Genomic DNA, 21,894 nt, shown 5'->3' with positions numbered 1-21,894 from the left:
GCCCTCAGGCCAGGTGCCGCGCCACCGTCACGTCGACCGTTGCCGCCGGGATGACCGTCTCGTCGTCGAGCGCGGCGAGGCGCGTGTCGATGGCGGCGATGACCTTGCGCGAGAACGGCCCGAGATGCGCATAGGCCGCGATCATCTGCACCGCGATCCGCGCCGATGACGTGTCGCGCTTGGCGCAGTTCATGAAGGTCTGCCAGAGCGGCCCGCGCGCTTCGGGGATCGCCGTGACCACGCGGTGCACGGTCTCCATCGCGCCGAGCTTGGCACGGATATCGCCCTCCGCAAGCGCGTGGCGCTGCCGCGAACGGTCGAGCAGCGTCATCAAGCGGTCGATGCGTCCGGCATAGGCAGCCGGGCTGTAGATGCGCTCCAGCACCCGCTTGTAATCCATCAGGATGTCGCGCAGCGGGCGCACCGGATCGAAGTTGATCCCATCCGTGCACTGATCGGCGCCGATGGTCGGCGCCAGATCGTGGCCCGGGTGCAGCCGGCCTTCGCGCTCCAGGCGGCGCGTCAGCTGCGTGTTCGGCAAGGCATAGAGCAGGCCGACCATGCTGACGGGGATCGCCGCCTCCTCGATGAATTCGATCATGGCCTCCGCCATCGAGACCTTCTCATTGTCGAAGCCGACGATGAAGCCCGCGGTGACGAGAATGCCGGCGGCGTAGATCTTGTGGATGCTCTCGGCGATGTTGCGCCGCGTGTTCTGCTTCTTCCGCATCGCGACCAGCGTCGCCGGATCCGGACTTTCGATGCCGACGAAGATGCCGAAGAAATTGGCCGCCCCCATTTGCTCCAGCAGTTCCGGATCGTCGGCGAGGTTGATCGAGGCTTCGGTGGAGAATTCGAACGGATAGCCGTGGGCGCGCTGCCATTCGGCGAGCTGCGGGAGGAACAGCCGCAGCGACTTCTTGTTGCCGATGAAATTGTCGTCGACGAAGTCGAGATGGCCGCGGTAGCCCATCTGGTAGAGCGTCTCGAGCTCGACGAACATCTGCTCGGCCGTCTTGGTTCGCGGCACGCGACCGTAGAGCTCGATGATGTCGCAGAACTCGCAGGTGAACGGGCAGCCGCGCGAATACTGCACACCGATATAGAGATAATCTTCGAATTTGAGCAGGTCGAACCGCGGCACCGGCGTCCTGGTGACATCGGCCTGGAATTTCGGCGCAGTGAAGACGCCGGAGCGCGCACCGCCCTCCCAGGCCGCGATGAATTCGTCGATGACACTCTCGGCCTCGCCGAGCACCCGGAAGTCGGCCCTCTCATAGATGTGGGGGCTCGAGGTCGGATCGGGGCCGCCGACGACCACCGGCTTGCCCGCAGCGCGGCATAGCTCGATCAGGCGCAGCGTGTCGGCCTGCTGCGGCAGCATTCCGCCGGTGAAGACGACGTCGGCCCAGGCGAGATCCTCGTCACCCAGGGGCGACGTGTTGCAGTCGATGAGGCGCACCGTCCAGTCGGCAGGCAGCATCGCGGCAACGGTTATCAGGCCGAGGGGAGCTGCGGGTCGCTTCACGCCCATCAGCTTGCAGGATTCGCCAAAACTCCAGAACGACTCCGCGGTGAACAGCGGGTAGAGCATCAACACGTTGCAGGGGCTCGGCACGTCCATGGAACTCCTCTGGCTTCGACTCAGTGTACCAGAGCGACCTCGTCTTGCATCCCGGCAAAAGGGGACAAACTGTCGCCGCAATGCAGCGGTGATCGGGCCTGGAACCGGCGTTCACGGCCGGGCGTCGCCCCAAGCCGCGGATTGGCGCCTGGAACCCGGCCCGCGGCGAAGCGAGCAATCAGCAGCGTTCGCTCGCAAGCAGCTTCCGCCTGCTCGCCAGGACATCGCTGCACCAGGCGAAGAACGCGCCGAGAAACTCGCGGCCGGGCGCGTCAGTGCGGGCATGCTGCCCAACGTCTCGAAGCCCTTCTCCATCCGCGAGGCATTGCGCGCCAGCAGGGCGCGGATGTCGCTGCGGACCGGACTGGGATAGAGCTCGTCTTTTGCTGATGATCCGGATCGCATTCTCGTTTGCGACACCAAACGCCCTCAGCTTGTGACGGGCCATTTCATGAACGATCGCCTCCGCGGTCGCGAGCGGGCAATTGACTGCAACACCGAACACCCAACAATCTTCCCGGCGCCCCCCGATCTCTTTGACGGCCACCCCGCGGACTGTTGATTTGAACAGTTCCAATTTGCCGGACACATTGCGCCCCTGAGTCCAATCGGTGGATTGGACCAATCAGGGGACTGCGATGGCAAACCTTACAATCAACGGAAAATCCCTCACACTCGACGTCGAGCCGGATACGCCGCTGCTTTGGGCGATCCGCGAGAATGCCGGGCTGACCGGCACCAAATATGGCTGCGGCATTGCACAATGCGGCGCCTGCACGGTTCACATCGACGGCATCGCGACCCGCGCCTGCGGCGTTTCGGTCGCCGAGGCCGAAGGCAAGAAGATCACCACGATCGAGGGGCTGGCGTCCGGCAGCACGCTGCACAAGGTGCAGGAAGCCTGGATCGCCAAGGACGTTCCGCAATGCGGCTATTGCCAGAGTGGCATGATCATGGCGGTGGCAGCGCTGCTGAACGAGAAGCCGAAGCCGACCGACGCCGACATCGATGAGGCCATCACCAATATCTGCCGCTGCGGCACCTTCCAGCAGGTGCGCGAAGCGATCCACACGATCGCCAGCGCGTAAGGAACCGCCCCATGAACAAGCACGTCTCTCCCAAGATGAACCGCCGTGCCTTCGTCATCGGCACCGCCGCGGTCGGCGCAGGCCTCGCAATTGGCCTCGATATCCCCTTCGGCGGTCCCGCCGTGGTGCGCGCAGCCGACGGCTCGCCCGAAATCGGCGCCTGGGTCGTGGTCAGGCCCGACGACACCGTCGTGATCCGCATCGCCCGCTCCGAGATGGGCCAGGGCTCGCTCACCGGCCTCGCCCAACTCGTCGCCGAGGAACTCGAATGCGACTGGTCGAAGGTCTCGACCGAATATCCGACACCCGGCCAGAGCGTCGCCCGCAAGCGCGTCTGGGGCGATTTCTCGACCGGTGGCAGCCGCGGCATCCGCTCTTCGCAGGACTATGTCCGCAAGGGCGGCGCCACCGCGCGCGTGATGCTGATCCAGGCCGCCGCCGATTCGTGGAAAGTGCCGGCGTCGGAATGCACCGCCGCGAAGAGCGTCATCACCCATACGCCGTCGGGCAGGACCACAACCTACGGCAAGGTCGCCGAGGCTGCGGCCAAGCTGACGCCGCCGGCCGACGTCAAGCTGAAGGATCCGAAGGACTGGAAGCTGATCGGCAAGGGCGTGCTGCGCCTCGACACCGCCGACAAGACCACCGGCACGATGGTCTACGGCATCGACGTCAAGCTGCCGGGCATGCTGAACGCCGCGATCAAGGACTGCCCGGTGTTCGGCGGCAAGCTGAAGAGCTATGACGAGGCCAAGATCGCCGGCATGAAAGGCGTCAAGAAGGTCGTCAAGGTCGGCGATACCGCGGTCGCGGTCGTTGCCGACACCTGGTGGCACGCCAAGACCGCGCTGGAAGCGCTGCCGATCGTCTGGGACGAAGGCGACAACGCCAAGGTCTCCAGCGAGTCGATTGCGAAGTGGCTGGCGGAAGGCCTCGACAACGGGCAGCCGGCCTATGTCGGCAACAAGAACGGCGACGCCAAGGCGGCGATTGCCGGCGCCGTCAAGAAGGTCGAGGCCGTCTACAACTACCCTTACCAGAACCACGCCACGATGGAGCCGATGAACGCCACGGCGCTCTACACCGCGGACAAATGCGAGGTCTGGTGCGGCACGCAGAACGGCGAGGCAGCCTTCGCGGCGGTGCTGGAGGCCTCCGGCCTGCCGGCAGAGAAGTGCGACGTGCACAAGGTAATGCCTGGCGGCGGCTTCGGCCGGCGCGGCCAGACCGACTACGTCCGCCAGGCGGTCATGATCGCCAAGCAGATGCCGGGCACGCCGGTCAAGCTGTTGTGGTCGCGCGAAGAGGACATGGCGCACGGCAGGTATCACCCGATCACCCAGTGCAAGATGACCGGCGCGTTCGACGCCGACAACAACCTGGTCGCGCTGCACTACCGCCTGTCGGGACAGTCGATCCTGTTCTCGCTTCGCCCCGAAGCGCTCCAGAACGGAATGGACCCGGCCGCGTTCCAGGGTGTCGCCCAATCCGGCGAGGCCGCATTCGGCTATTCGGTGCCGAACCTGCTGATCGAGCATGCGATGCGCAATCCGCACGTTCCGCCCGGCTTCTGGCGCGGCGTCAACGTCAATCACAACGCGATCTACATGGAATGCTTCATGGACGAGCTGGCCCATGCCGCAGGCCAGGACCCGCTCGAGTTCCGCCGCAAGCTGATGGGCAATCACCCCAAGCATCTGGCGGTGCTCAATGCCGTGGCCGAGAAGATCGGCTGGACCACGCCGGCGCCGCAAGGCGTCTATCGCGGCATCGCGCAGGTGATGGGCTATGGCAGCTACGTCGCCGGCGCCGCCGAGATCTCGGTGACCGACGGCAACAAGATCAAGGTGCACCGCATCGTCGCCTCCACCGACCCCGGCTACGTCGTCAATCCGGCGCAGGTGGAACGGCAGATCGCGGGCTCCTTCGTCTATGGCCTGTCCGCGCTGTTCTACGGCGGCTGCACCGTCAAGGACGGCAAGATCGAGCAAACCAACTTCGACACCTACAACTCGATGCGCATCAACGAGATGCCGAAGGTGGAATCGGTGATGGTGCCGAGCGGCGGATTCTGGGGCGGTGTCGGTGAGCCGACCATCGGTGTTGCCGCACCGGCCGTGCTCAACGCGTACTTCGCCGCGACCGGCAAGCGCATCCGTTCCGTTCCGCTGCGCGACCAGAACATCACTTTCGCCTAGAGCATGATCCGGACCCGAAGGGCCGCGTTAGCGCAAAGAGCGAAGCGGTTTTCCGAGAAGATCACGCTCAAGCAACAACTCGCGGCGGCCACGACGGCCGCCGCGGCATTTTCCGGATGAGACCCATGAATGCGCCGGTGACACGGCGGAATACCGTCCTCGGCATCACCGCCGCGGCCACATCGTACGCAGTACCTTCAATCCTGCGCGCGCAATCGGCGGGCCGCGTCGTCGTGGTCGGCGGCGGCTTTGGCGGCGCGGCCTGTGCCCGCGCGCTCAAACGCGCCGACGCCAAATTGCAGGTGACGCTGATCGAGCCGAACAAGGTCTTCACATCCTGCCCGTTCAGCAACGAGGTGATCGCAGGCCTGCGCGAGATCGAGGCGCAGCAGCTCGGCTATGACAAGCTTGTCGCCGAAGGCATCACCGTCGTTGCCCAGGCGGCAACAACCGTCGATCCCGAAAGGCGCAGCGTCACGACGACCGACGGCGCCACGCTCACTTACGACCGCCTCGTGCTCTCGCCCGGCATCGACTTCCATGTCGAAGCCCTGCCCGGCTACGACGAGGCGGCGTCGGAAAAGATGCCGCACGCCTGGAAGGCCGGCGCACAGACGCTGCTGTTGCGCCGGCAGTTGGAGGCGATGGAAGACGGTGGCACGGTCGCCATCGCAATCCCGGCCAATCCATCGCGCTGTCCGCCGGCGCCTTACGAGCGCGCCAGCCTGATCGGGCATTACCTGAAGACGAAGAAGCCGCGCTCGAAGGTGCTGGTCCTCGATGCCAAGGACAATTTCTCGCAGCAGCGGCTGTTCGAGCGGGCCTGGAAGGAGCTCTATGGCGACATGATCGAACGCATCGCGCTGTCGCAGGGCGGCCGCGTGACCTCCGTTGACGCTTCGACGAAGACCATCATCACCGAGTTCGGCAACTACACCCCCGACGTCGCCAACGTCATCCCGCCGCAACGCGCCGGCCACCTCGCCCAGATTGCGGGCGCAGCGGATGCGACCGGCTGGTGCCCGATCGATCCTGTAACTTTCGAGTCGAAGCTCGTCCCGAACATCCACGTCATCGGCGATGCCTGCCTCGGCGGCGGCATTCCCAAATCGGCGTCGGCCGCAAGCGCGCAAGGCAAGGCCTGCGCCGCCGCGATCGTCAACCTGCTCGCAGGCCGCGCCCCGGAGACGCCGCGGCTCACCGGTGTCTGCTACACCACCGTCGCACCCGGTTACGGCTTTTCGCTCGCCGGCAACTACCAGCCCAGAGGCGATATCTTTGCCGAGGTCGAGGGCGGCGCGACCAGCCCGGTCGATGCCCCGCGCGAGCTGCGCGCCCGCGAGGCTGACGAGGCCGCGCGCTGGTTTCAAACCATCACGGCAGACACCTTTGGCTAGGGCAATGATGGGACGAGCCTGCCGCCACGAGCACGACGCGCTCCCTCCCCCGCGTGCGGGGGAGGGCTGGGGAGAGGGTGTCTCCGCCCGCGAGACCCCCCAAGAGGAAAGAGCCCTCACCCGCCGCTACGCGGCGACCTCTCCCGCAAGCGGGAGAGGTAAGAGGAGTTCGCGGCGGCCTCAGTCATTCAATCCAAGATCTGCGATTGCGGTATTCATCGTAGCGAGCCTTGCCTTGGCCTTGCCCACCCAAGCGGACGAGCTCGCGCCTTACACAATCGTCGGCGACGGCATTCCGGCTTCGCTCACCGCTACGCCCGGCGATGCCGCGCGCGGACGCGCGCTGGTGCTCGCGCGCACGACGACCTGCATCCTCTGCCATTCCGGCCCGTTTCCGGAAACGCGGTTCCAGGGCGACCTCGCGCCGGATCTCTCCGGCGCCGGGAACCGGTGGTCGGTGAGCCAGTTGCGGCTTCGTCTGGTCGATGCGTCGCGCTTCAACGCGGAGACCATCATGCCGTCCTATTATCGCAATGATGGCCTCGTCCGGGTCGGGCGCAATTTCGCCGGCAAACCGATATTGTCGGCCGCGGAGATCGAGGACATCGTCGCCTACCTTGCAACGCTTCGGGACTAGGACTGCTCATGCCAACCACGCGACGACAATTCCTGAGCCTTGCCGGAGGCATCACCGCCGCCGGAACGATCCCGATCGTCACGCTGCGGCCGCTGGAGGCGACGCCCGCGATGCTCAACACGGCGATCCGCAACGTCGTCGGTGAGGCCCCGATTCGCACCGGCAGGGTGAAGCTCGACATTCCGCCGCTGGTCGAGAACGGCAACACCGTGCCGATGACCGTGAGCGTCGCAAGCCCGATGACGCCTGATGACTACGTCAAGAGCATCCACGTCTTCAACGAGAAGAACCCGCAGCCGAACATCGGCAATTTCCATCTCGGCCCGTGGGCCGGCCGAGCCCAGGTTTCGACGCGGATCCGGCTCGCCGACACCCAGAAGGTGGTCGCGATCGCGCGTCTCTCCGATGACAGCTTCTGGCAGGTCGCCGCCGACATCGTCGTGACGCTGGCCGCCTGCACCGAGGAGCTGAACTGATGGCCGCGCTGATCAACGTTCCGGCAAAGGCCAAGCGCGGCGACGTCATCGAAATCCGCACGCTGACCTCGCACATCATGGAAACCGGCTTCCGCCACACCGCGGACGGCAAGCTGGTGCCGCGCGACATCATCACGAGCTTCGCCTGCCGCTACAACGGCACGGAGATCTTTCGCGCCGATCTGTTTCCGGCGATCGCCGCGAACCCCTACCTTTCGTTCTTCACGGTCGCGAAAGAGAGCGGCAAGTTCGAGTTCGAATGGACCGGCGACAACGGCTATTCGTCCACCGCCTCGGCATCGATCACGGTCGAATGAAATTTTGGCGCGCGATAGCGGTGGCGACATTGCTGGCCGCGGCTCCTGCCCTGCTTGCCGGCGAGATTGCGCCCGAGGCGCGCCGCTCCGGCTACGCTTTCATGGGGCCGGACACGCGCGCCATGCAGGATGACGACACCGCCAATCCGGGCATGCTGTTCGTGCTCGATGGCGAGGCGCTCTGGACGAAGAAGACCGGCAGCGCGGAGAAGGCCTGTGCGGATTGCCACGGCGATGCGCGGGGCAGCATGAAGGGCGTCGCGGCGCGCTATCCCGCTTTCGAGAAGGCGGTGGGCCGTCCCATCACACTCGATCAACGCATCAATCTCTGCCGCGCCAATCATCAGCAGGCAACGCCGCTCCCCTACGAGAGCCGCGACCTGCTGGCGCTGTCCGCCTTCGTCGCCCACCAGTCGCGCGGCGTCGCGATCACGGCCGGCGACGACCCGCAACTCAAGCAATTCGTCGAACAGGGCCGCGACCTCTTCATGCAGCGCGAGGGCCAGCTCAACCTCGCCTGCACCAATTGCCACGACGACAACTTTGACAGGCATCTGGCGGGCGCTCCGATCACGCAAGCGCAGCCGACCGGCTATCCGCTGTATCGGCTGGAATGGCAGACGCTGGGGTCGCTGGAGCGGCGTCTGCGCAGCTGCATGTCCGGCGTGCGCGCCCAGGCCTACGACTACGGCGCCCCAGAGCTCGTCGCGCTCGAGCTCTATTTGATGTCGCGGGCGCGCGGCCTGCCGATGGAAACACCGGCCGTGCGGCCCTGATTCCTTCGAATTAGGACTAGGCAGGCGTGGCACGGTCGCTAGTATCCCTCCCAAAGACGATGAGTCACAGGGAGGACTTTGAAGTGGTCGACTACAGAATCTCGCGCCGTACGCTCTTGACCGGCACGGCAGCGGCTGGCGCGCTCAGCCTGACCGGATTGCCGGCGCGCGCCGAGGTCAACTGGAAGAAATATGCCGGGACCAAGCTGGAGGTGATCCTCGCCAAGGGTCCGCGCGGCGACAACCTGCAAAAGAACATCAAGGAGTTCACCGAACTCACCGGCATCCAGGTCGAAGCCGAGCAGATCCCCGAGCAGCAGCAGCGCCAGAAGGTCGTGATCGAGTTCACCTCGGGCCGGCCCAGCTTCGACGTCGTCCATCTCAGCTATCACGTGCAGAAGCGGCAGTTCGAGAAGGCCGGCTGGCTCGCCGACATGACGCCTTTCATGAAGGACCCGTCACTGACCGCGCCCGATCTCGTCGAGAGCGATTTTTCCGCCGCGGGCCTGCAATATGCCAAGAACGACAAGGGGCAGATGCTGTCGCTGCCGTGGTCGGTGGACTATTTCATCCTCTACTACAACAAGGAGCTATTCCAGAAGAAGGGCGTGGCCGTCCCGAAGACCCTCGACGAGATGGTCGCTGCCGCCGAGAAGCTCACCGATCCCAAGGAAGGCACCTACGGCTTCGTCGGGCGGGGCTTGCGCAACGCCAACATGGCATTGTGGACCAACTTCTTCCTCAACTATGGCGGCGAATTCCTCGACGACAAGCGCAACATCCTGACCGACGGTCCGGAGGCGATCGCGGCAACGAAGCTCTACCAGACGCTGCTGACGAAGTCCGCCCCGCCCGGCGTCGCCGGCTTCAACTGGATGGAGTCGATGGCCTCGTTCACGCAAGGACGCTCGGCGATGTGGATCGACGGCGTCGGCTGGGCGCCGCCGCTGGAGGATCCGGCCGCCTCGCGCGTCGTCGGCAAGGTTGGCTACACTGTCGTGCCCGCCGGACCCAAGGGGCATTATTCGTCCACTTACGGCGACGGCATCGGCATTGCGGCGGCGAGCAAGAACAAGGAAGCCGCCTACCTGCTCTGCCAGTGGGTGGTCTCGAAGCAGCAGGGCGCGCGCCTGCTCCAGGCCGGCGGCGGCGTCCCGTTCCGCAGCTCGATCCTGAACGATCCCGAGATCCAGAAGGGCGTGAAGATGCCGCCGGAGTGGCTGCAATCGGTGATCGAGTCCGGCAAGATCAGCAAGCTCGGCCTGCCCGTGGTCGTCCCCGTCGCCGAATTCCGCGATATCGTCGGCGCGGCGCTCACCGCGACGCTGTCCGGGGCAGATCCCGCCGCCGAGCTGAAGAAGGCCAACGACCAGTTTCGGCCGATCCTGGAGCGTAGCGAAAAGGCGTGAGTGCGTTGACACAAGCTGATCCGGCCGCGGCACGGTCCGATGCCGCGCCGGAGAAAGAGTTGCGCCCGCCGTCCTACTGGCCGTTCGTGGTGCCGGCGCTGGTCGTCGTGCTCGCCATCATCATCTTCCCGTGGGTCTTCACCATCTGGATGAGCCTGAACGAGTGGAAGGTCGGCTCGCCGACCACCTTCGTCGGGCTCTCCAACTATCTGCGGCTGACCAGCGATCCGCGCTTCATCGAGGCGGTGGGCCACACCATGGTCTACACCGCGCTGTCGGTGCTGCTGCCGCTGGTGCTCGGCACCTTCGCAGCCGTGGTGTTCCACCAGAAATTCGCCGGCCGCGGCTTCCTGCGCGGCGTCTTCATCATGCCGATGATGGCGACGCCCGTCGCGATCGCGCTGGTCTGGACCATGATGTTCCACCCGCAGCTCGGCGTGCTGAACTACCTCTTGTCGCTGGTCGGGATACCGGCGCAGCTCTGGGTGTTTCATCCCGCGACCGTCATTCCCTCGCTGGTGCTGGTCGAGACCTGGCAATGGACGCCGCTCGTGATGCTGATCGTGCTCGGCGGCCTCGCCGCAATCCCGACCGAGCCATATGAGAGCGCGCAGATCGACGGCGCCAATCTCTGGCAGGTATTCCGCTTCATCACGCTGCCGCTGATCATGCCGTTTCTGTTCATCGCCGGCATGATCCGCATGATCGACGCGGTGAAGAGCTTCGACATCATCTTCGCGATCACGCAAGGCGGACCCGGCTCGGCGTCGGAGACGATCAACATCTACCTCTACAGCGTCGCCTTCACCTACTACGACCTCGGCTACGGCTCGGCGATCGCGGTGGTGTTCTTCCTGTTGATCGTCCTGCTTGCCGCGGTGATGCTGTATGCCCGCCAGCGCATGGTGTGGACCGAAATCGCGAGCGACGCATGACACCTCGTCAGATCATCGGCAAGATCGGCCTGTGGCTTTCGGTGTTCGTCATCGTGTCGCCGGCAATCCTGTTCTTCCTGTGGATGCTGTCGCTGTCGCTCAAATTCGAGATCGACAACGCCGCCTACCCGCCGGTGTTCTTCCCCGAGCATATCGCCTGGAAGAACTATGCCGACGTGCTGGCCTCCAACCGCTTCCTGACCTATTTCATCAACAGCCTGGTCGTCACCGGCAGTGCGACCGCGCTGGCGCTGATCGTCGGCGTCCCCGCCGGCTACGGCATCGCGCGCATGGCCGCGCACAAATCCGCGATCGTGATCCTGATCGCGCGCATCACGCCCGGCCTGTCCTACCTGATTCCGCTGTTCCTGCTATTCCAGTGGCTGGGATTGCTCGGCACGCTGGTGCCGCAGATCATCATCCACCTCGTCGTGACGGTGCCGATCGTGATCTGGATCATGATCGGCTATTTCGAGACCACGCCGCTCGAGCTGGAGGAAGCCGCCCTGATCGACGGCGCCACGCGCTGGCAGGTCTTTCGCCACGTCGCCCTGCCGATCGCCAAGCCGGGGATCGCGGTCGCCTTCATCCTCGCCGTCATCTTCTCCTGGAACAACTTCGTCTTCGGCATCGTGCTGGCCGGACGCGAGACACGCACCCTGCCCGTCGCAGTCTACAACATGATCTCGTTCGACCAGTTGAGCTGGGGGCCGCTCGCCGCCGCCGCGCTGATCGTCACCCTCCCGGTACTGCTGCTGACGGTGTTTGCGCAGCGGCAGATCGTGGCCGGGCTCACCGCGGGTGCAGTCAAGGGCGGGTGATCACCCGACGCCGCCCATCGTAAGACAACGATCGCGGTGGGCTCACCAGCCCACGCGCAGGCCCACGCGTCCGCCGGCGACCTTCTCGTCCGGCCCGTAGCCGATGCCGCCGTTGAACTGCATGTTCCGATTGAGGCGCAGCGCCGCATTGAACGCGAGACCGTTGGCCCGCTCGAAGGTCCCGTAGTTCATCGTCATGGCAAAGGTCTCGTCCGGCAGCAGCGTCGGCACACCGGCCATGGCAAAAGCCATGGCGACGCCGCTGGTCGCCTTGCTGGTCCGCGTGCTGAGGTCGTCGAGGCGGCCGTTGATACTGGCGAGCTGGGCATTGATGGCGCTGAGATCGCTCGTCGAGGCGATTCCGAGTGCACCGAGGCTGGTGGTCGCGAGATTGCCGGCGCCGTCGGACGTGACAAGCTGCGTCGCGCCGCTTTGCGCGGACTTGCTGGCCGACGAGGTGATGCCGGCCATGGTGTAGGTGTTGCCTGCCGTGCCGAACGCCTGCTGATTGGCGCGCGTCGCTGCGGCGCCGTTGCCGATCGCGGCGGAGTTGGCGAAGCCGGCGCTGGTGTTGTTGCCGACGGCGACGGCGTTGGCGCCTGCGACCGATACGGTGTTGCCGATCGCGATGCCGCCTGACCCGGCCACGGTCGCCGTGTTCGCCATCACCAGCGCATTGGGTGCGTTGACGGCGTTGCCGGTGCCGAACACCGAGGAGCCGGCCGCGCTCGCGGTGCCGGCCACGGTGTTATTGGAGCCGACCACGTTGACGACGTTGCCCCAGCCGGCCTGGCTGGCGCCGTTGATCGTGTTGTTGCCGCCCAGTGTGAAGCTGCGGTCGCCTCGGACGATCTGCACGGTGCCGAACGCACCGCTGTTGTCGCCGGAGATCGCGTTGCTCGCGCCGACCGCGGTGCTATTGGCGCCGTTCACGCCGATATTGTAACCGACGGCCGTGCCGTTGGTGCCGGCAGCATAGACGTTCGCGTTTGTACCCACTGCAAGCGCATTTTCGGCGTCCGCGCGACTGGAATTGCCCGCGGCCGTGCTGGCGTTGCCGCCTGCGACTGTCGCGTAGCCAAGAGCCGTGCTGCCGTCGCCACCCGCGCCTGCCCGATAGCCCACGGCCGTGGCGGTGTACCCGCTCGCGGAGCTTTGGTAGCCAAATGCCGAGCTCAGGGCGCCGGTGGCCGCGCTGGCGCTGCCAGCCGCTGTGCTAAAGAAGCCGCTTGCGATGCTTCGATAACCCAGCGCTGTGCTGAGGCCACCAGAGGCCAGACTGCCGGCGCCAAAGGCCGCGGCCTCGGGACCGGCAGAGCTCGATTCGCCGAATGCGGAGCCACCCGTGGTCGCGGATGAATTGGTGCCGCAAGCCACGCTTTCTATCGAGCTCGCGCTCGCACCGGCCGCACTGTTGCTGGCATTGACGCAAACGAACTGCGCCTGCGCCGACGACGCATCCAGCAGGACAGCCAAGGGGGCAAGCACCGCGGCGGTGCAAATTCCGAGCAAGGACTGCCTGCAGGCACGCCGCGGCGTCCCCCTCGCGACAACCCGATCCTCGTCCGGCCCCACCGCAACCGTCATCCCCCGCATGTCCATCACCTTACCTTCACGTCATTGCAAATTGTCCGGGCCGCGAAGCACGCACGTCTGGCCCGCGCGCAATAATATGAATATTCATGTCCGGAGACTGCGGTTCGACGGTGCGGAAACTTGCCTGATCGTCCCAATTTGCAGACCAACTGCCGAGGGAGCGGCCTGGCATGACGAAAATTCCGTATCTGCGCTTCGACACCGCGGAGCTGCCTGTCGCCGAGCGGCTCGACCGCTACCGCGCGATTCTCACGCACTACGACGTGTCGGTCCCCGCGGGCACGGACCGGGACGACTTCGAGGTCCTGGCCGAGGCCTGGCTGCTCGGTGGCCTGGTCGCCGCGTCCACCCGGATGGCGCCGGTGCGCTTCACCCGTTCCGCCGCACTGGCCAAGGCCGATGGCCGCAATTCATTCGCGCTGCTGCTGCTCAGGCGCGGCGCCTGGAGCGGCGAAGTCGACGGCGAACCGATCTCGGCCGGTCCCGGCCAGGTGCTGGTGCTCGATCTGACCCGGCCCTTCGACGGCATCGCCACCGCGACCGACACCATCAGCCTCGACGTCGAGCGCGATCCGATCGTCAGTGCCGCGCCCGATGGCCTCGACCTACATGGCCTCGTCCTTGACGGCGCCGCCGCCCGCGTTCTCGCCGATCATATGGCGCTGTTGCGGCGCAGGCTTCCGGCGATGGAGGAGAACGATGCGCTCGATGCGGTCCGGACGACGCTCGATCTGCTGCGCGGATGCTTCGGCGTGGCCGCCCGGCCGCGCGAGCAGGGGCTTGCCCGGCGTGACATCGCCATCCTTCACCGCGCCAGCCGCTTCATCGACCAGAATCTGGGCCGCAACGACCTGTCGGTGGCAACCATCTGCCGCGAGATCGGCGTGTCGCGCTCGGTGCTCTATCGCGTCTTCGCGCCGCTCGCGGGCGTCGCCGACTACATTCGCGGGCGGCGGCTCGAAGCGATCCATGTGCTGCTTGATGACGCCGATGAAGATCGCTGGAATGCCGAGATCGCCGCCGCGTTCGGCTTCGTGAGCCAGGCTCATTTCAGCCGCAGCTTCCGGCAGCACTTCGGCTACTCGCCGCGCATAGCGCGCGACACCCGCCTGCAGGACCTTGCAGCGGCGGTGGAAGCCGGCCCGGAGCTATTCCGCGAATGGATTGGCCGGCTCGGCTGAGTCGGCCCGGCGTAGAGGGCCAGAAAGAAAGCGGCCGGGCGACTCATCGTCGTCCGGCCGCGAGATAGCTTCGCTTCCCTACTCCGCCGGCGCGGCGTGCATCTCCGGATGCGCGGCATAGTGCTCGGTGGTGCCCAGCTTGCTTGCCGCGAACAGGCCGGCCGCCATCACCGCATAGGCGAACGCAACGGCGGGCGTGACGCCGAAGCCGCCGCCGATGCCGACGGCTTCGCCGTGCATGAAGCCGAAATAGGTGAGCACCGCGCCGACCAGCGCAAAGGCCGAGGCCTTCTCGAAGTCGCGCTCGATGATGAAGACACCGATCGCGCCCAGGATGAGGCCGCCGAGGATGGAGCCGCCGCCCATCACCTCCAGCCCGTGATAGAACACGCCCTGCTGCGGTAGCGCGGCGATCGCCGCGGCCTTGACCGCATCGGCCTTGTCGGCGGCGAGCCCGCCGACCGAGGTCGCCGCCATCATGGTCGAGCCCAGCATGGTGTCGATCTGGAGCTTGGCCCAGGCGGCGAGATGCGGCGTCAGTGCCAGCACGATCGCGGGCGCATGCTTGACCGGCGTGGTCTGGAACGCCTGCGCACCGATGAGCATGCCGATGTAAAGCAGGATCGGCGAGATCGCGACGACAGGCACGAGCGCCAGCAGCACCGAGATGATGCCGAACCAGGCCAGCACGACCACCATGATGCCGGTCGCAGCCGAGTAGCCGATGCGGCCGCCCATCGCCTTCCAGCCGGGATGACCGATATAGACGGCGTTGATGAAGGGATTGCCCATCAGGCAGCCGATCAGGCTGACGACGCCGTCGGCAGTGAGCACGCGCGTGGTCGGATATTCGTCGCCGGCGGCTTCCGCGCTCTCGACATTGTCCATGGCCTCGACGAGGTCATAGATACCGAACGGAATGGCGGTGACGAGGATGATGCCGAGGAATTCGAAGCCGGAGAAGACGTAGACCACCGCCGGGATCGGCACCGAGAAGCCGAAATTGGCGAACGCGGCGCCGACGCCCGCGATGCTCAATCCGCCGAGGCCAAGACCGAAGAGGTTCGAGCCCCAGGCGATGATCATGCCGGCCGCGATGGCGACGAGACCCGCCGGGATGCCGCGCCAGTATTTCACCCCGCCGAACCAGCTCACCAGAATGATGGCGAAGCAGACGAGACCGATCTGCGGCGTCATGTACATCTCGAGCGCCGGGCGCATCGAGATGAAGGTGACGGAGACGCCGGCGAGCGTGCCGAGCAGCGCCGCGCGCGGCGTGATTCTTCGAATGAACGGCGCGATGAAGCCGCCGATCATGAGAATAAAACTCTGGAAGAACACCCAGACGAGGCCGGCCGACCAGCCCTTGAGCGGATCGCCGGTCTTGATCGTGATCGGCAGCATGATCACGAAGGTGACGATGAACATGTGCGGCACGCTGACGCCCGAGGGCAGCGCGCAGACATCGGTGCGGCCGGTCCTCTGCGCGAGGCGGTAGGCGAGGTAGGCGTAATAGAATGTCGACAGGCACATCATCAGCCCGAGTGCGGGCAGGATGCGGCCGAACACGAGGCTATCGGGCATCTTCAGCACGAAGCGCAAGAGGCCCGTGAGAACCAGCATGTTGACGAGGATGTTGGTGCCGAAGCCGAAAAACGCGTTCCAGTCGCCCGATGTCCATAGCGCCGGCTTGAACCCGGACGTGTTCAGATCAGATTTGCCGGCCGTCCCCGTCATTGTGCTCATGGTGATGCCCCTAAGCTGATGTGGAAATCTTCATCGCCTCCAGTACTGCGGCTGAGTCCGCGACCCAGCCGAAGATGCCGCCCTGGGCCTTGATCATCTTCAGGCCCATCTCGTGAAACTCGGGAAAGTAGGATGCGCAGCCGTCCGAGATCACGACGCAGCGATAGCCGCGGTCATTGGCCTCGCGCACCGTGGTGTTGACGCACACTTCGGTGGTGACGCCGCACACCAGCAGATTTTCGATGCCGTATTTCTCCAGCACGTCGGTGAGCTCGGTGGCGTAGAACGCGCCCTTGCCCGGCTTGTCGATCACGACTTCGCTGTCGAGCGGATAGAGCTCGGGGATGATGTCATGGCCGGCCTCGCCGCGAATGAGAATGCGCCCCATCGGGCCGGGATCACCGATGCGAAGGCTCGGCGCGCCGCGCTCGATTTTCGCCGGCGGCGCGTCGGAGAGATCGGGCAGATGGCCCTCGCGCGTGTGGATCACCAGCATGCCGGTGTCGCGCGCCGCCTTCAGCATCGCGCCGATCGGCTTCACCGCACGCGCAAGCTGGCTGACGTCATTGCCGAGCGTCTCGCCGAAGCCGCCCGGCTCCATGAAATCGCGCTGCATGTCGATGATGAGAAGCGCGGTGGCGGGCCAGTCGAGCCTGATCGGCTCGGGCTCGGCGCTGATGACGCCCAGTGTCGGCTTGGTCGAGCTCAACATGAGTCAAGGCCCCCGCGAGAACTCTCTTTGCCAGCAGTTCTGCAAACGCCGTGCCATTGTGTACAATTGCGGTGGGACACAGGCCGCGAGAGAATTTGCTGCGCACTCAGAAGGTTACGTCAGCAGCTGACGGCTGCTTATTCCCTGTGCGACGGCTTTGCGACGTGCATTTGCTTAAAGGATGGGCGGGGAAGCGGCGTCATTCCGGGGCGCGACGAAGTCGCGAGCCCGGAATCCATCGGGCCGCAATACCCGAGGCGAAATGGATTCCGGGCTCGACGCTCCGCGTCGCCCCGGAATGACAAGGAGCGTGTGTGGTGACGCCCTGCCTCTACCGCCCCGCCCCATACAGTCGCCGATACTCTTCCTCATACGGCCCATACGAGTCCTTCAGCGTCGCCATGTTGAGCAGCATGGTGGCCACCATCGTGCCCGTCTTGTCGAACACGCGCGTCCTAGCCCAGGCGCTTTCGGTGCGGCGGCTGCCGGACAGCGCGACCACCTCGCGCTCGACTTCGTACTTTTCGTCGACGAAGAGCGGGCCCTTCACCAGCCTGATCTCCTGGTCGGCGAACAGACCGACCGCCGGGCCCTTGGCCGGCAACGGATCGTCCTTGGAGCGGTACTGGAACAGCACGCTCAGCATCTCCATCGGGATGATCGCCCTGCCCCACGGATTGTCTGAGCCCGAATAGTAAGGAGAGTTCTCGGTGATGACGGCGAGCTTCTGCCTGAGAGAGAACGGATAGAGGTCGCCCATGGTCTGGTCGAACGCCATCCGCACCGCTTGGCGCTTGCTGGTCTGCGCGACCGTCACTTCGCGCAGGATCACGGAATCGGCGAGCGGCTTGAGCTCGGTGAGGCGGGTCTCCAGCGCGGTCGCCGCGTGCGGTTCGCCGACCGAGGCCGTGCCGCGCAGCACTTCGGTGCCGTCGCGCTTGACCATCTGGATCTGGCACTGGCTCGCGCCCGGCAATGGCTTCGACAGAATCGCCTGTACCTCCTCGCCCTCGTAGCAGACGCTGCGGTAATGCGCGGAAAGACAACCACTCTCGAACCACGCCTGTCCCCACAACCGCGCGCCAAGCGGGGCGAACTGGCTGAAATGCGTCGGTCCTTCGATGGTGCCGCCCTTGAAGCCGAGCTTCTGCGCGGTGGCATCGTCATGGATCGAGGCGTGCGCATCGTAGACCTGCGCGTGAAGCATCTGGCGCGGCTGGCGCTACGGCCCGATCAAGGCCTCGGCCGTCTCGGTGATCTCGGTGTCGAATGCGTCTGCGGTCATGATGTTCTCCACAACAAGCCATGACTAGCAGGAGCGCCACGGATGCGGCCAGCGATATTGACTTCGCCGGCCCATGCTCTTGACTGCGATCTCCCGCTTCGCTTAGCCGCAAGCCTCCCGCGGCGCAAAATCCCCCGCCCGACCAGGATAACAAGGACTTCCGAAATGACGCTGATGCAGGTCGAGCTGGACGACAAATACCGGCTCGAATCGAAGCGGATCTTCCTGTCCGGCACGCAGGCCCTGGTTCGATTGCCCATGCTGCAGCGCGAACGCGACCGGCTTCAGGGCCTCAACACCGGCGGCTTCATCTCCGGCTACCGCGGTTCCCCGCTCGGCATGTACGACCACGCGCTGTGGCGGGCGAAGTCTTTCCTCCAGCAGCACGACATCGCCTTCGTGCCCGGCCTGAACGAGGACCTGGCTGCGACCGCGGTCTGGGGCAGCCAGCAGGTCGGGCTGTTTCCCGGCGCCAAGGTCGATGGCGTGTTCGGCATCTGGTACGGCAAGGGCCCCGGCGTCGACCGCTCGGTTGACGCGCTCAAGCACGCCAATGCGGCCGGCACCTCGCTCAATGGCGGCGTGCTGGCGCTGGCCGGCGACGACCATGGCTGCCAGTCCTCGACGCTCGCGCATCAGAGCGAGCAGGTGTTCGCGGCGGCGCTGATCCCCGTGATCAATCCGGCGACGCTGCAGGACTATCTCGATCTCGGTCTCTACGGTTTTGCGCTGTCGCGTTTCTCCGGCTGCTGGGTCGGCTTCAAGGCGATCAGCGAGACCGTCGAAAGCTCGGCGTCGATTGACAGCGACCCTGAACGTATCCAGATCAAGCTGCCCGATGATTTCGAGATGCCGCCCGGCGGCCTCAACATCCGCTGGCCCGATCCGCCGCTGGACGCCGAGAGGCGCCTGTTCGGCCCGAAGATGGCCGCCGTGCAGGCTTTTGCCCGCGCCAACCAGCTCGACCGCATCGTGCTCGATTCAAAGCCGGCCCGGCTCGGCATTGTCGCAACCGGCAAGGCCTATCTCGATCTGCGCCAAGCGCTCGCCGACTTAGGGATTACCGACAAGGACGCGCAGGATCTCGGCCTTCGCATCTACAAGGTCGCGCTGACCTGGCCGCTCGAGGAGAGCGGCGCCAGGCGTTTCGCCGAAGGACTTCAGGACGTACTCGTGGTCGAGGAGAAGCGTGGCTTCATCGAAGACCAGCTGATGCGCATCCTCTACAACATCGACGCGTCGAGGCGCCCGACCGTCACGGGCAAGCGCGACGAGCGCGGCGCGCCGCTGCTGCCGAGCGAGGGCGAGCTGACGCCGACCATCGTGGCTGGCGCGCTGGTGGCGCGGCTGCGCAAGCTCGGCCATCACAGCCCGGTGCTCGAGCAGCGCCTAGCGCGGCTCGAGGCCTTCGACAATCCCGTCACCACCAGCGCGCCGATCAAGCTCGCGCGCACGCCGTTCTTCTGCTCGGGCTGCCCGCACAATTCCTCGACGCGCGTACCGGAGGGCAGCCGCGCCATGGCCGGCATCGGCTGCCACGGCATGGCCCTGAGCATGCCGACCCGCCGCACCGATTTGATCTCGCACATGGGCGCCGAGGGCGTGAACTGGATCGGCCAGTCGCCCTTCACCACCGAGCAGCACATCTTCCAGAACCTCGGCGACGGCACCTACACCCATTCCGGGCTTCTCGCCCTTCGCGCCGCCTCCGCCGCCGGCATCAACATCACCTACAAGATCCTCTACAACGACGCCGTCGCGATGACCGGCGGTCAGCCCGCCGAGGGCGCCTTCAACGTCGCGCAGATCGCGCATCAGGTCTGGGCCGAAGGCGTCAAGCGGCTGGCGATCGTCTCGGATGATCCGGGCAAATACCCCGAAGGCAACTACTTCCCGCAAGGCGCGACCATCCATCACCGCCGCGAGCTTGATGCCGTGCAGCGCGAATTGCGCGACATCAAGGGCCTCACGGTCGTCATCTACGACCAGACCTGCGCGGCCGAAAAGCGCCGCCGCCGCAAGCGCGGGCTCTATCCCGATCCCGCCAAGCGCGCCTTCATCAACGAGCTCGTCTGCGAAGGCTGCGGCGACTGCTCGCAGGCCTCCAACTGCGTCTCGGTGCAGCCGCTGGAGACCGAGTTCGGCCGCAAGCGCCAGATCGACCAGTCGAACTGCAACAAGGACTTTTCCTGCGTCGAAGGTTTCTGCCCGAGCTTTGTCACCGTGCATGGCGGCACGCTCAAGCGCATCAAGACGTCGTCGGTGGACTCCGGCCAGCTGTTCGCCGATCTGCCGCTGCCGCCGGCGCGTGAGCTGGACGGCCCCTACAACATCCTCGTCACCGGCATCGGCGGCACCGGCGTCATCACCATCGGCGCGCTGCTCGGCATGGCCGCCCATGTCGACGGCCGCGGCTGCTCGGCGCTGGACTTCACCGGCCTGTCGCAGAAGAACGGCGCGGTGATGAGCCATGTCCGCATCGCGCCGAAGCCTGAGGATATCTCCGCCGTCCGCATCACCACCGGCGGCGCCGACGTCATCCTCGGCTGCGACATGATCGTCTCGGCAGGTCCCTCCGCGCTCAGCCGCGCCGAACGCGGGGTGACGAAGGCCTATATCAATGCCGATCTGCAGCCGACCGCGAGCTTCGTGCAAAACCCCGATCTCGATTTCGAGATGGGCACGATGCAGACCGTGTTGCGCGACGCCGTCGGCGACAAGAATCTCGACATCATCGACGCGACAGGCATTGCCGCAGCCTTGATGGGCGATTCCATCGCGACCAATCCCTTCATGCTCGGCTTCGCCTTCCAGAAGGGCGCGATTCCGCTGTCGCTGGAGGCCCTGCTCCGCGCCATCGAGATCAACGGCGCCGCAATCGAGATGAACAAGCTCGCCTTCACCTGGGGGCGCCTGGCCGCCCACGACATGTCGCGGGTGCGCAGCGTGCTCCAGTTCAAGAGCCGGGCGTCCGCGCCGACCAAATCGCTCGACGACATCATCGCAACGCGCGCGGAATTTTTGACCGGCTATCAGGACAAGGCGTATGCCGACCGCTACCTCGCAGCCGTCGCCAAGGTGCGCAAGGCGGAGAGCGCGGCCTCGCCCGCGTCCACGGAGCTGACCGAGGCCGTGGCCAAGAATCTGTTCAAGCTGATGTCCTACAAGGACGAGTACGAGGTCGCGCGGCTCTACACCGACGGCAGCTTTGCCAGGAAGGTCTCGGAGAAGTTCGACGGCGACTTTTCGCTGAAGTTCTACCTCGCCCCGCCGATCTTCGCGCAGCGCGACAAGACGACCGGGCATCTCCGGAAGAAGGAGTTCGGCGGCTGGATGATCCACACCTTCCGCGTGCTGGCCAAGCTGAAATTCCTGCGCGGTGGCGCGTTCGATCCGTTCGGCCGCACTGAGGAGCGCCGGACCGAGCGGAAGCTGATCGAGAATTATCTGACGATGATCGATCAGCGGATCGTTGGGCTGAAAGCGGCGCAGATCCCGCTGCTGGCAAGGCTTGCTCGCGTGCCCGAGACGATCCGCGGCTTCGGCCACGTCAAGGAAGGCAATATCAAGCAGGCGATGGCCGAGACGGCGCGGCTGGAAGCAGAGCTCGAGAACAGCCGGTTTGCAGCGGCGGCGGAGTAATGTTTCTCTCCCTCTCCCCGCAAGCGGGGAGAGGCGAAGAGGCCGCCGCCCAGA

Annotated in this window: 17 protein-coding genes and 1 pseudogene; 12 read left to right on the top strand and 6 right to left on the bottom strand. The window is 65.6% G+C overall.

From position 1 onward, the window contains the following. Window positions 1–4 precede the first annotated feature (4 nt). Both AAFG50_RS12470 and AAFG50_RS12465 read right to left on the bottom strand, forming a co-directional pair. On the bottom strand, window positions 5–1,624 hold the full coding sequence (locus AAFG50_RS12470; RefSeq protein ID WP_028174741.1) for a B12-binding domain-containing radical SAM protein: 1,620 nt from the start codon (window positions 1,622–1,624) through the stop codon (window positions 5–7). Between the two features lie 178 nt (window positions 1,625–1,802). Continuing rightward, a complete protein-coding gene (locus tag AAFG50_RS12465; RefSeq protein WP_231166665.1) occupies window positions 1,803–2,213 on the bottom strand; it encodes a hypothetical protein in 411 nt (136 codons plus the stop codon). 49 nt (window positions 2,214–2,262) lie between these two features. Between AAFG50_RS12465 and AAFG50_RS12460 the strand changes: the two genes are divergently transcribed. The 10 genes from AAFG50_RS12460 (at window position 2,263) to AAFG50_RS12415 (ending at window position 11,678) form a co-directional block, all read left to right on the top strand. Next, on the top strand, window positions 2,263–2,712 hold the full coding sequence (locus AAFG50_RS12460) for a (2Fe-2S)-binding protein (protein ID WP_028174739.1): 450 nt from the start codon (window positions 2,263–2,265) through the stop codon (window positions 2,710–2,712). An 11-nt stretch (window positions 2,713–2,723) separates the two neighbouring features. Then, window positions 2,724–4,910: a molybdopterin cofactor-binding domain-containing protein gene (locus tag AAFG50_RS12455; RefSeq protein WP_028174738.1), complete on the top strand. Its 2,187-nt coding sequence runs from the start codon at window positions 2,724–2,726 to the stop codon at window positions 4,908–4,910. Window positions 4,911–5,035: 125 nt separating this feature from the next. Further along, window positions 5,036–6,307 carry an NAD(P)/FAD-dependent oxidoreductase gene (locus AAFG50_RS12450; protein WP_028174737.1) on the top strand — a complete coding sequence of 424 codons (1,272 nt, stop codon included), beginning with the start codon at window positions 5,036–5,038 and terminating at the stop codon, window positions 6,305–6,307. 235 nt (window positions 6,308–6,542) lie between these two features. Then, window positions 6,543–6,944, top strand: a complete 402-nt coding sequence (soxX, locus tag AAFG50_RS12445) for a sulfur oxidation c-type cytochrome SoxX (protein ID WP_231166664.1) — start codon at window positions 6,543–6,545, stop codon at window positions 6,942–6,944. Between the two features lie 8 nt (window positions 6,945–6,952). Next, window positions 6,953–7,420, top strand: a complete 468-nt coding sequence (locus tag AAFG50_RS12440) for a SoxY-related AACIE arm protein (RefSeq protein ID WP_028174735.1) — start codon at window positions 6,953–6,955, stop codon at window positions 7,418–7,420. Continuing rightward, window positions 7,420–7,737 (top strand): thiosulfate oxidation carrier complex protein SoxZ, encoded by a 318-nt coding sequence (soxZ, locus tag AAFG50_RS12435; protein ID WP_028174734.1) that lies wholly within the window; start codon window positions 7,420–7,422, stop codon window positions 7,735–7,737. Before AAFG50_RS12440 ends, soxZ begins: the two co-directional genes overlap by 1 nt. Next, window positions 7,734–8,513: a sulfur oxidation c-type cytochrome SoxA gene (gene soxA / locus AAFG50_RS12430; protein WP_028174733.1), complete on the top strand. Its 780-nt coding sequence runs from the start codon at window positions 7,734–7,736 to the stop codon at window positions 8,511–8,513. The genes soxZ and soxA overlap by 4 nt, the downstream gene beginning before the upstream one ends. 83 nt (window positions 8,514–8,596) lie before the next feature. Next, the gene (locus AAFG50_RS12425) at window positions 8,597–9,922 is read left to right on the top strand and encodes a sugar ABC transporter substrate-binding protein (protein WP_028174732.1); all 1,326 of its coding nucleotides are present in this window, start codon (window positions 8,597–8,599) and stop codon (window positions 9,920–9,922) included. Continuing rightward, window positions 9,919–10,857, top strand: a complete 939-nt coding sequence (locus tag AAFG50_RS12420) for a sugar ABC transporter permease (RefSeq protein WP_028174731.1) — start codon at window positions 9,919–9,921, stop codon at window positions 10,855–10,857. The genes AAFG50_RS12425 and AAFG50_RS12420 overlap by 4 nt, the downstream gene beginning before the upstream one ends. Continuing rightward, the gene (locus tag AAFG50_RS12415) at window positions 10,854–11,678 is read left to right on the top strand and encodes a carbohydrate ABC transporter permease (protein ID WP_028174730.1); all 825 of its coding nucleotides are present in this window, start codon (window positions 10,854–10,856) and stop codon (window positions 11,676–11,678) included. Before AAFG50_RS12420 ends, AAFG50_RS12415 begins: the two co-directional genes overlap by 4 nt. A 42-nt stretch (window positions 11,679–11,720) precedes the next feature. On the opposite strand, the gene AAFG50_RS12410 is transcribed toward AAFG50_RS12415, so the two are convergent. After that, entirely contained in the window at window positions 11,721–13,154 is a 1,434-nt protein-coding gene (locus AAFG50_RS12410) for a hypothetical protein (RefSeq protein ID WP_231166663.1), read from the bottom strand. A gap of 290 nt (window positions 13,155–13,444) precedes the next feature. Between AAFG50_RS12410 and AAFG50_RS12405 the strand changes: the two genes are divergently transcribed. Further along, window positions 13,445–14,455, top strand: a complete 1,011-nt coding sequence (locus AAFG50_RS12405) for a helix-turn-helix domain-containing protein (protein ID WP_028174728.1) — start codon at window positions 13,445–13,447, stop codon at window positions 14,453–14,455. Window positions 14,456–14,533: 78 nt separating this feature from the next. Here AAFG50_RS12405 and AAFG50_RS12400 read toward each other — a convergent pair whose 3' ends face one another. The 3 genes and pseudogenes from AAFG50_RS12400 to AAFG50_RS12390 all read right to left on the bottom strand — a co-directional run bounded on the left by AAFG50_RS12400 (window position 14,534) and on the right by AAFG50_RS12390 (window position 18,198). Continuing rightward, window positions 14,534–16,201: a hypothetical protein gene (locus AAFG50_RS12400; RefSeq protein ID WP_028174727.1), complete on the bottom strand. Its 1,668-nt coding sequence runs from the start codon at window positions 16,199–16,201 to the stop codon at window positions 14,534–14,536. A gap of 10 nt (window positions 16,202–16,211) precedes the next feature. Further along, complete coding sequence (locus AAFG50_RS12395; RefSeq protein WP_028174726.1) at window positions 16,212–16,913, bottom strand: isochorismatase family cysteine hydrolase; 702 nt, start codon at window positions 16,911–16,913, stop codon at window positions 16,212–16,214. Window positions 16,914–17,244: 331 nt separating this feature from the next. After that, window positions 17,245–18,198, bottom strand: a pseudogene (locus AAFG50_RS12390) (hypothetical protein). A gap of 165 nt (window positions 18,199–18,363) precedes the next feature. Between AAFG50_RS12390 and AAFG50_RS12385 the strand changes: the two are divergent. After that, complete coding sequence (locus tag AAFG50_RS12385; protein WP_028174725.1) at window positions 18,364–21,840, top strand: indolepyruvate ferredoxin oxidoreductase family protein; 3,477 nt, start codon at window positions 18,364–18,366, stop codon at window positions 21,838–21,840. Window positions 21,841–21,894 lie beyond the last annotated feature (54 nt).

This window comes from Bradyrhizobium sp. B039 (assembly GCF_038965675.1).
Lineage (GTDB): Bacteria > Pseudomonadota > Alphaproteobacteria > Rhizobiales > Xanthobacteraceae > Bradyrhizobium > Bradyrhizobium diazoefficiens.
The sequence above is the reverse complement of the archived record's forward strand: the minus strand, read 5'-3'. Positions and strand labels throughout refer to the sequence as shown.

Bases quoted from the DNA above. Each gene is read 5' to 3' on its own strand.
- AAFG50_RS12400 (WP_028174727.1), bottom strand. From the start codon at position 16,201: ATGAGCACAATGACGGGGACGGCCGGCAAATCTGATCTGAACACGTCC.
- AAFG50_RS12395 (WP_028174726.1), bottom strand. From the start codon at position 16,913: ATGTTGAGCTCGACCAAGCCGACACTGGGCGTCATCAGCGCCGAGCCC.
- AAFG50_RS12460 (WP_028174739.1), top strand. From the start codon at position 2,263: ATGGCAAACCTTACAATCAACGGAAAATCCCTCACACTCGACGTCGAG.
- AAFG50_RS12470 (WP_028174741.1), bottom strand. From the start codon at position 1,624: ATGGACGTGCCGAGCCCCTGCAACGTGTTGATGCTCTACCCGCTGTTC.
- AAFG50_RS12455 (WP_028174738.1), top strand. From the start codon at position 2,724: ATGAACAAGCACGTCTCTCCCAAGATGAACCGCCGTGCCTTCGTCATC.
- AAFG50_RS12440 (WP_028174735.1), top strand. From the start codon at position 6,953: ATGCCAACCACGCGACGACAATTCCTGAGCCTTGCCGGAGGCATCACC.
- AAFG50_RS12415 (WP_028174730.1), top strand. From the start codon at position 10,854: ATGACACCTCGTCAGATCATCGGCAAGATCGGCCTGTGGCTTTCGGTG.
- soxZ (WP_028174734.1), top strand. From the start codon at position 7,420: ATGGCCGCGCTGATCAACGTTCCGGCAAAGGCCAAGCGCGGCGACGTC.
- AAFG50_RS12405 (WP_028174728.1), top strand. From the start codon at position 13,445: ATGACGAAAATTCCGTATCTGCGCTTCGACACCGCGGAGCTGCCTGTC.
- AAFG50_RS12385 (WP_028174725.1), top strand. From the start codon at position 18,364: ATGACGCTGATGCAGGTCGAGCTGGACGACAAATACCGGCTCGAATCG.
- soxA (WP_028174733.1), top strand. From the start codon at position 7,734: ATGAAATTTTGGCGCGCGATAGCGGTGGCGACATTGCTGGCCGCGGCT.
- AAFG50_RS12450 (WP_028174737.1), top strand. From the start codon at position 5,036: ATGAATGCGCCGGTGACACGGCGGAATACCGTCCTCGGCATCACCGCC.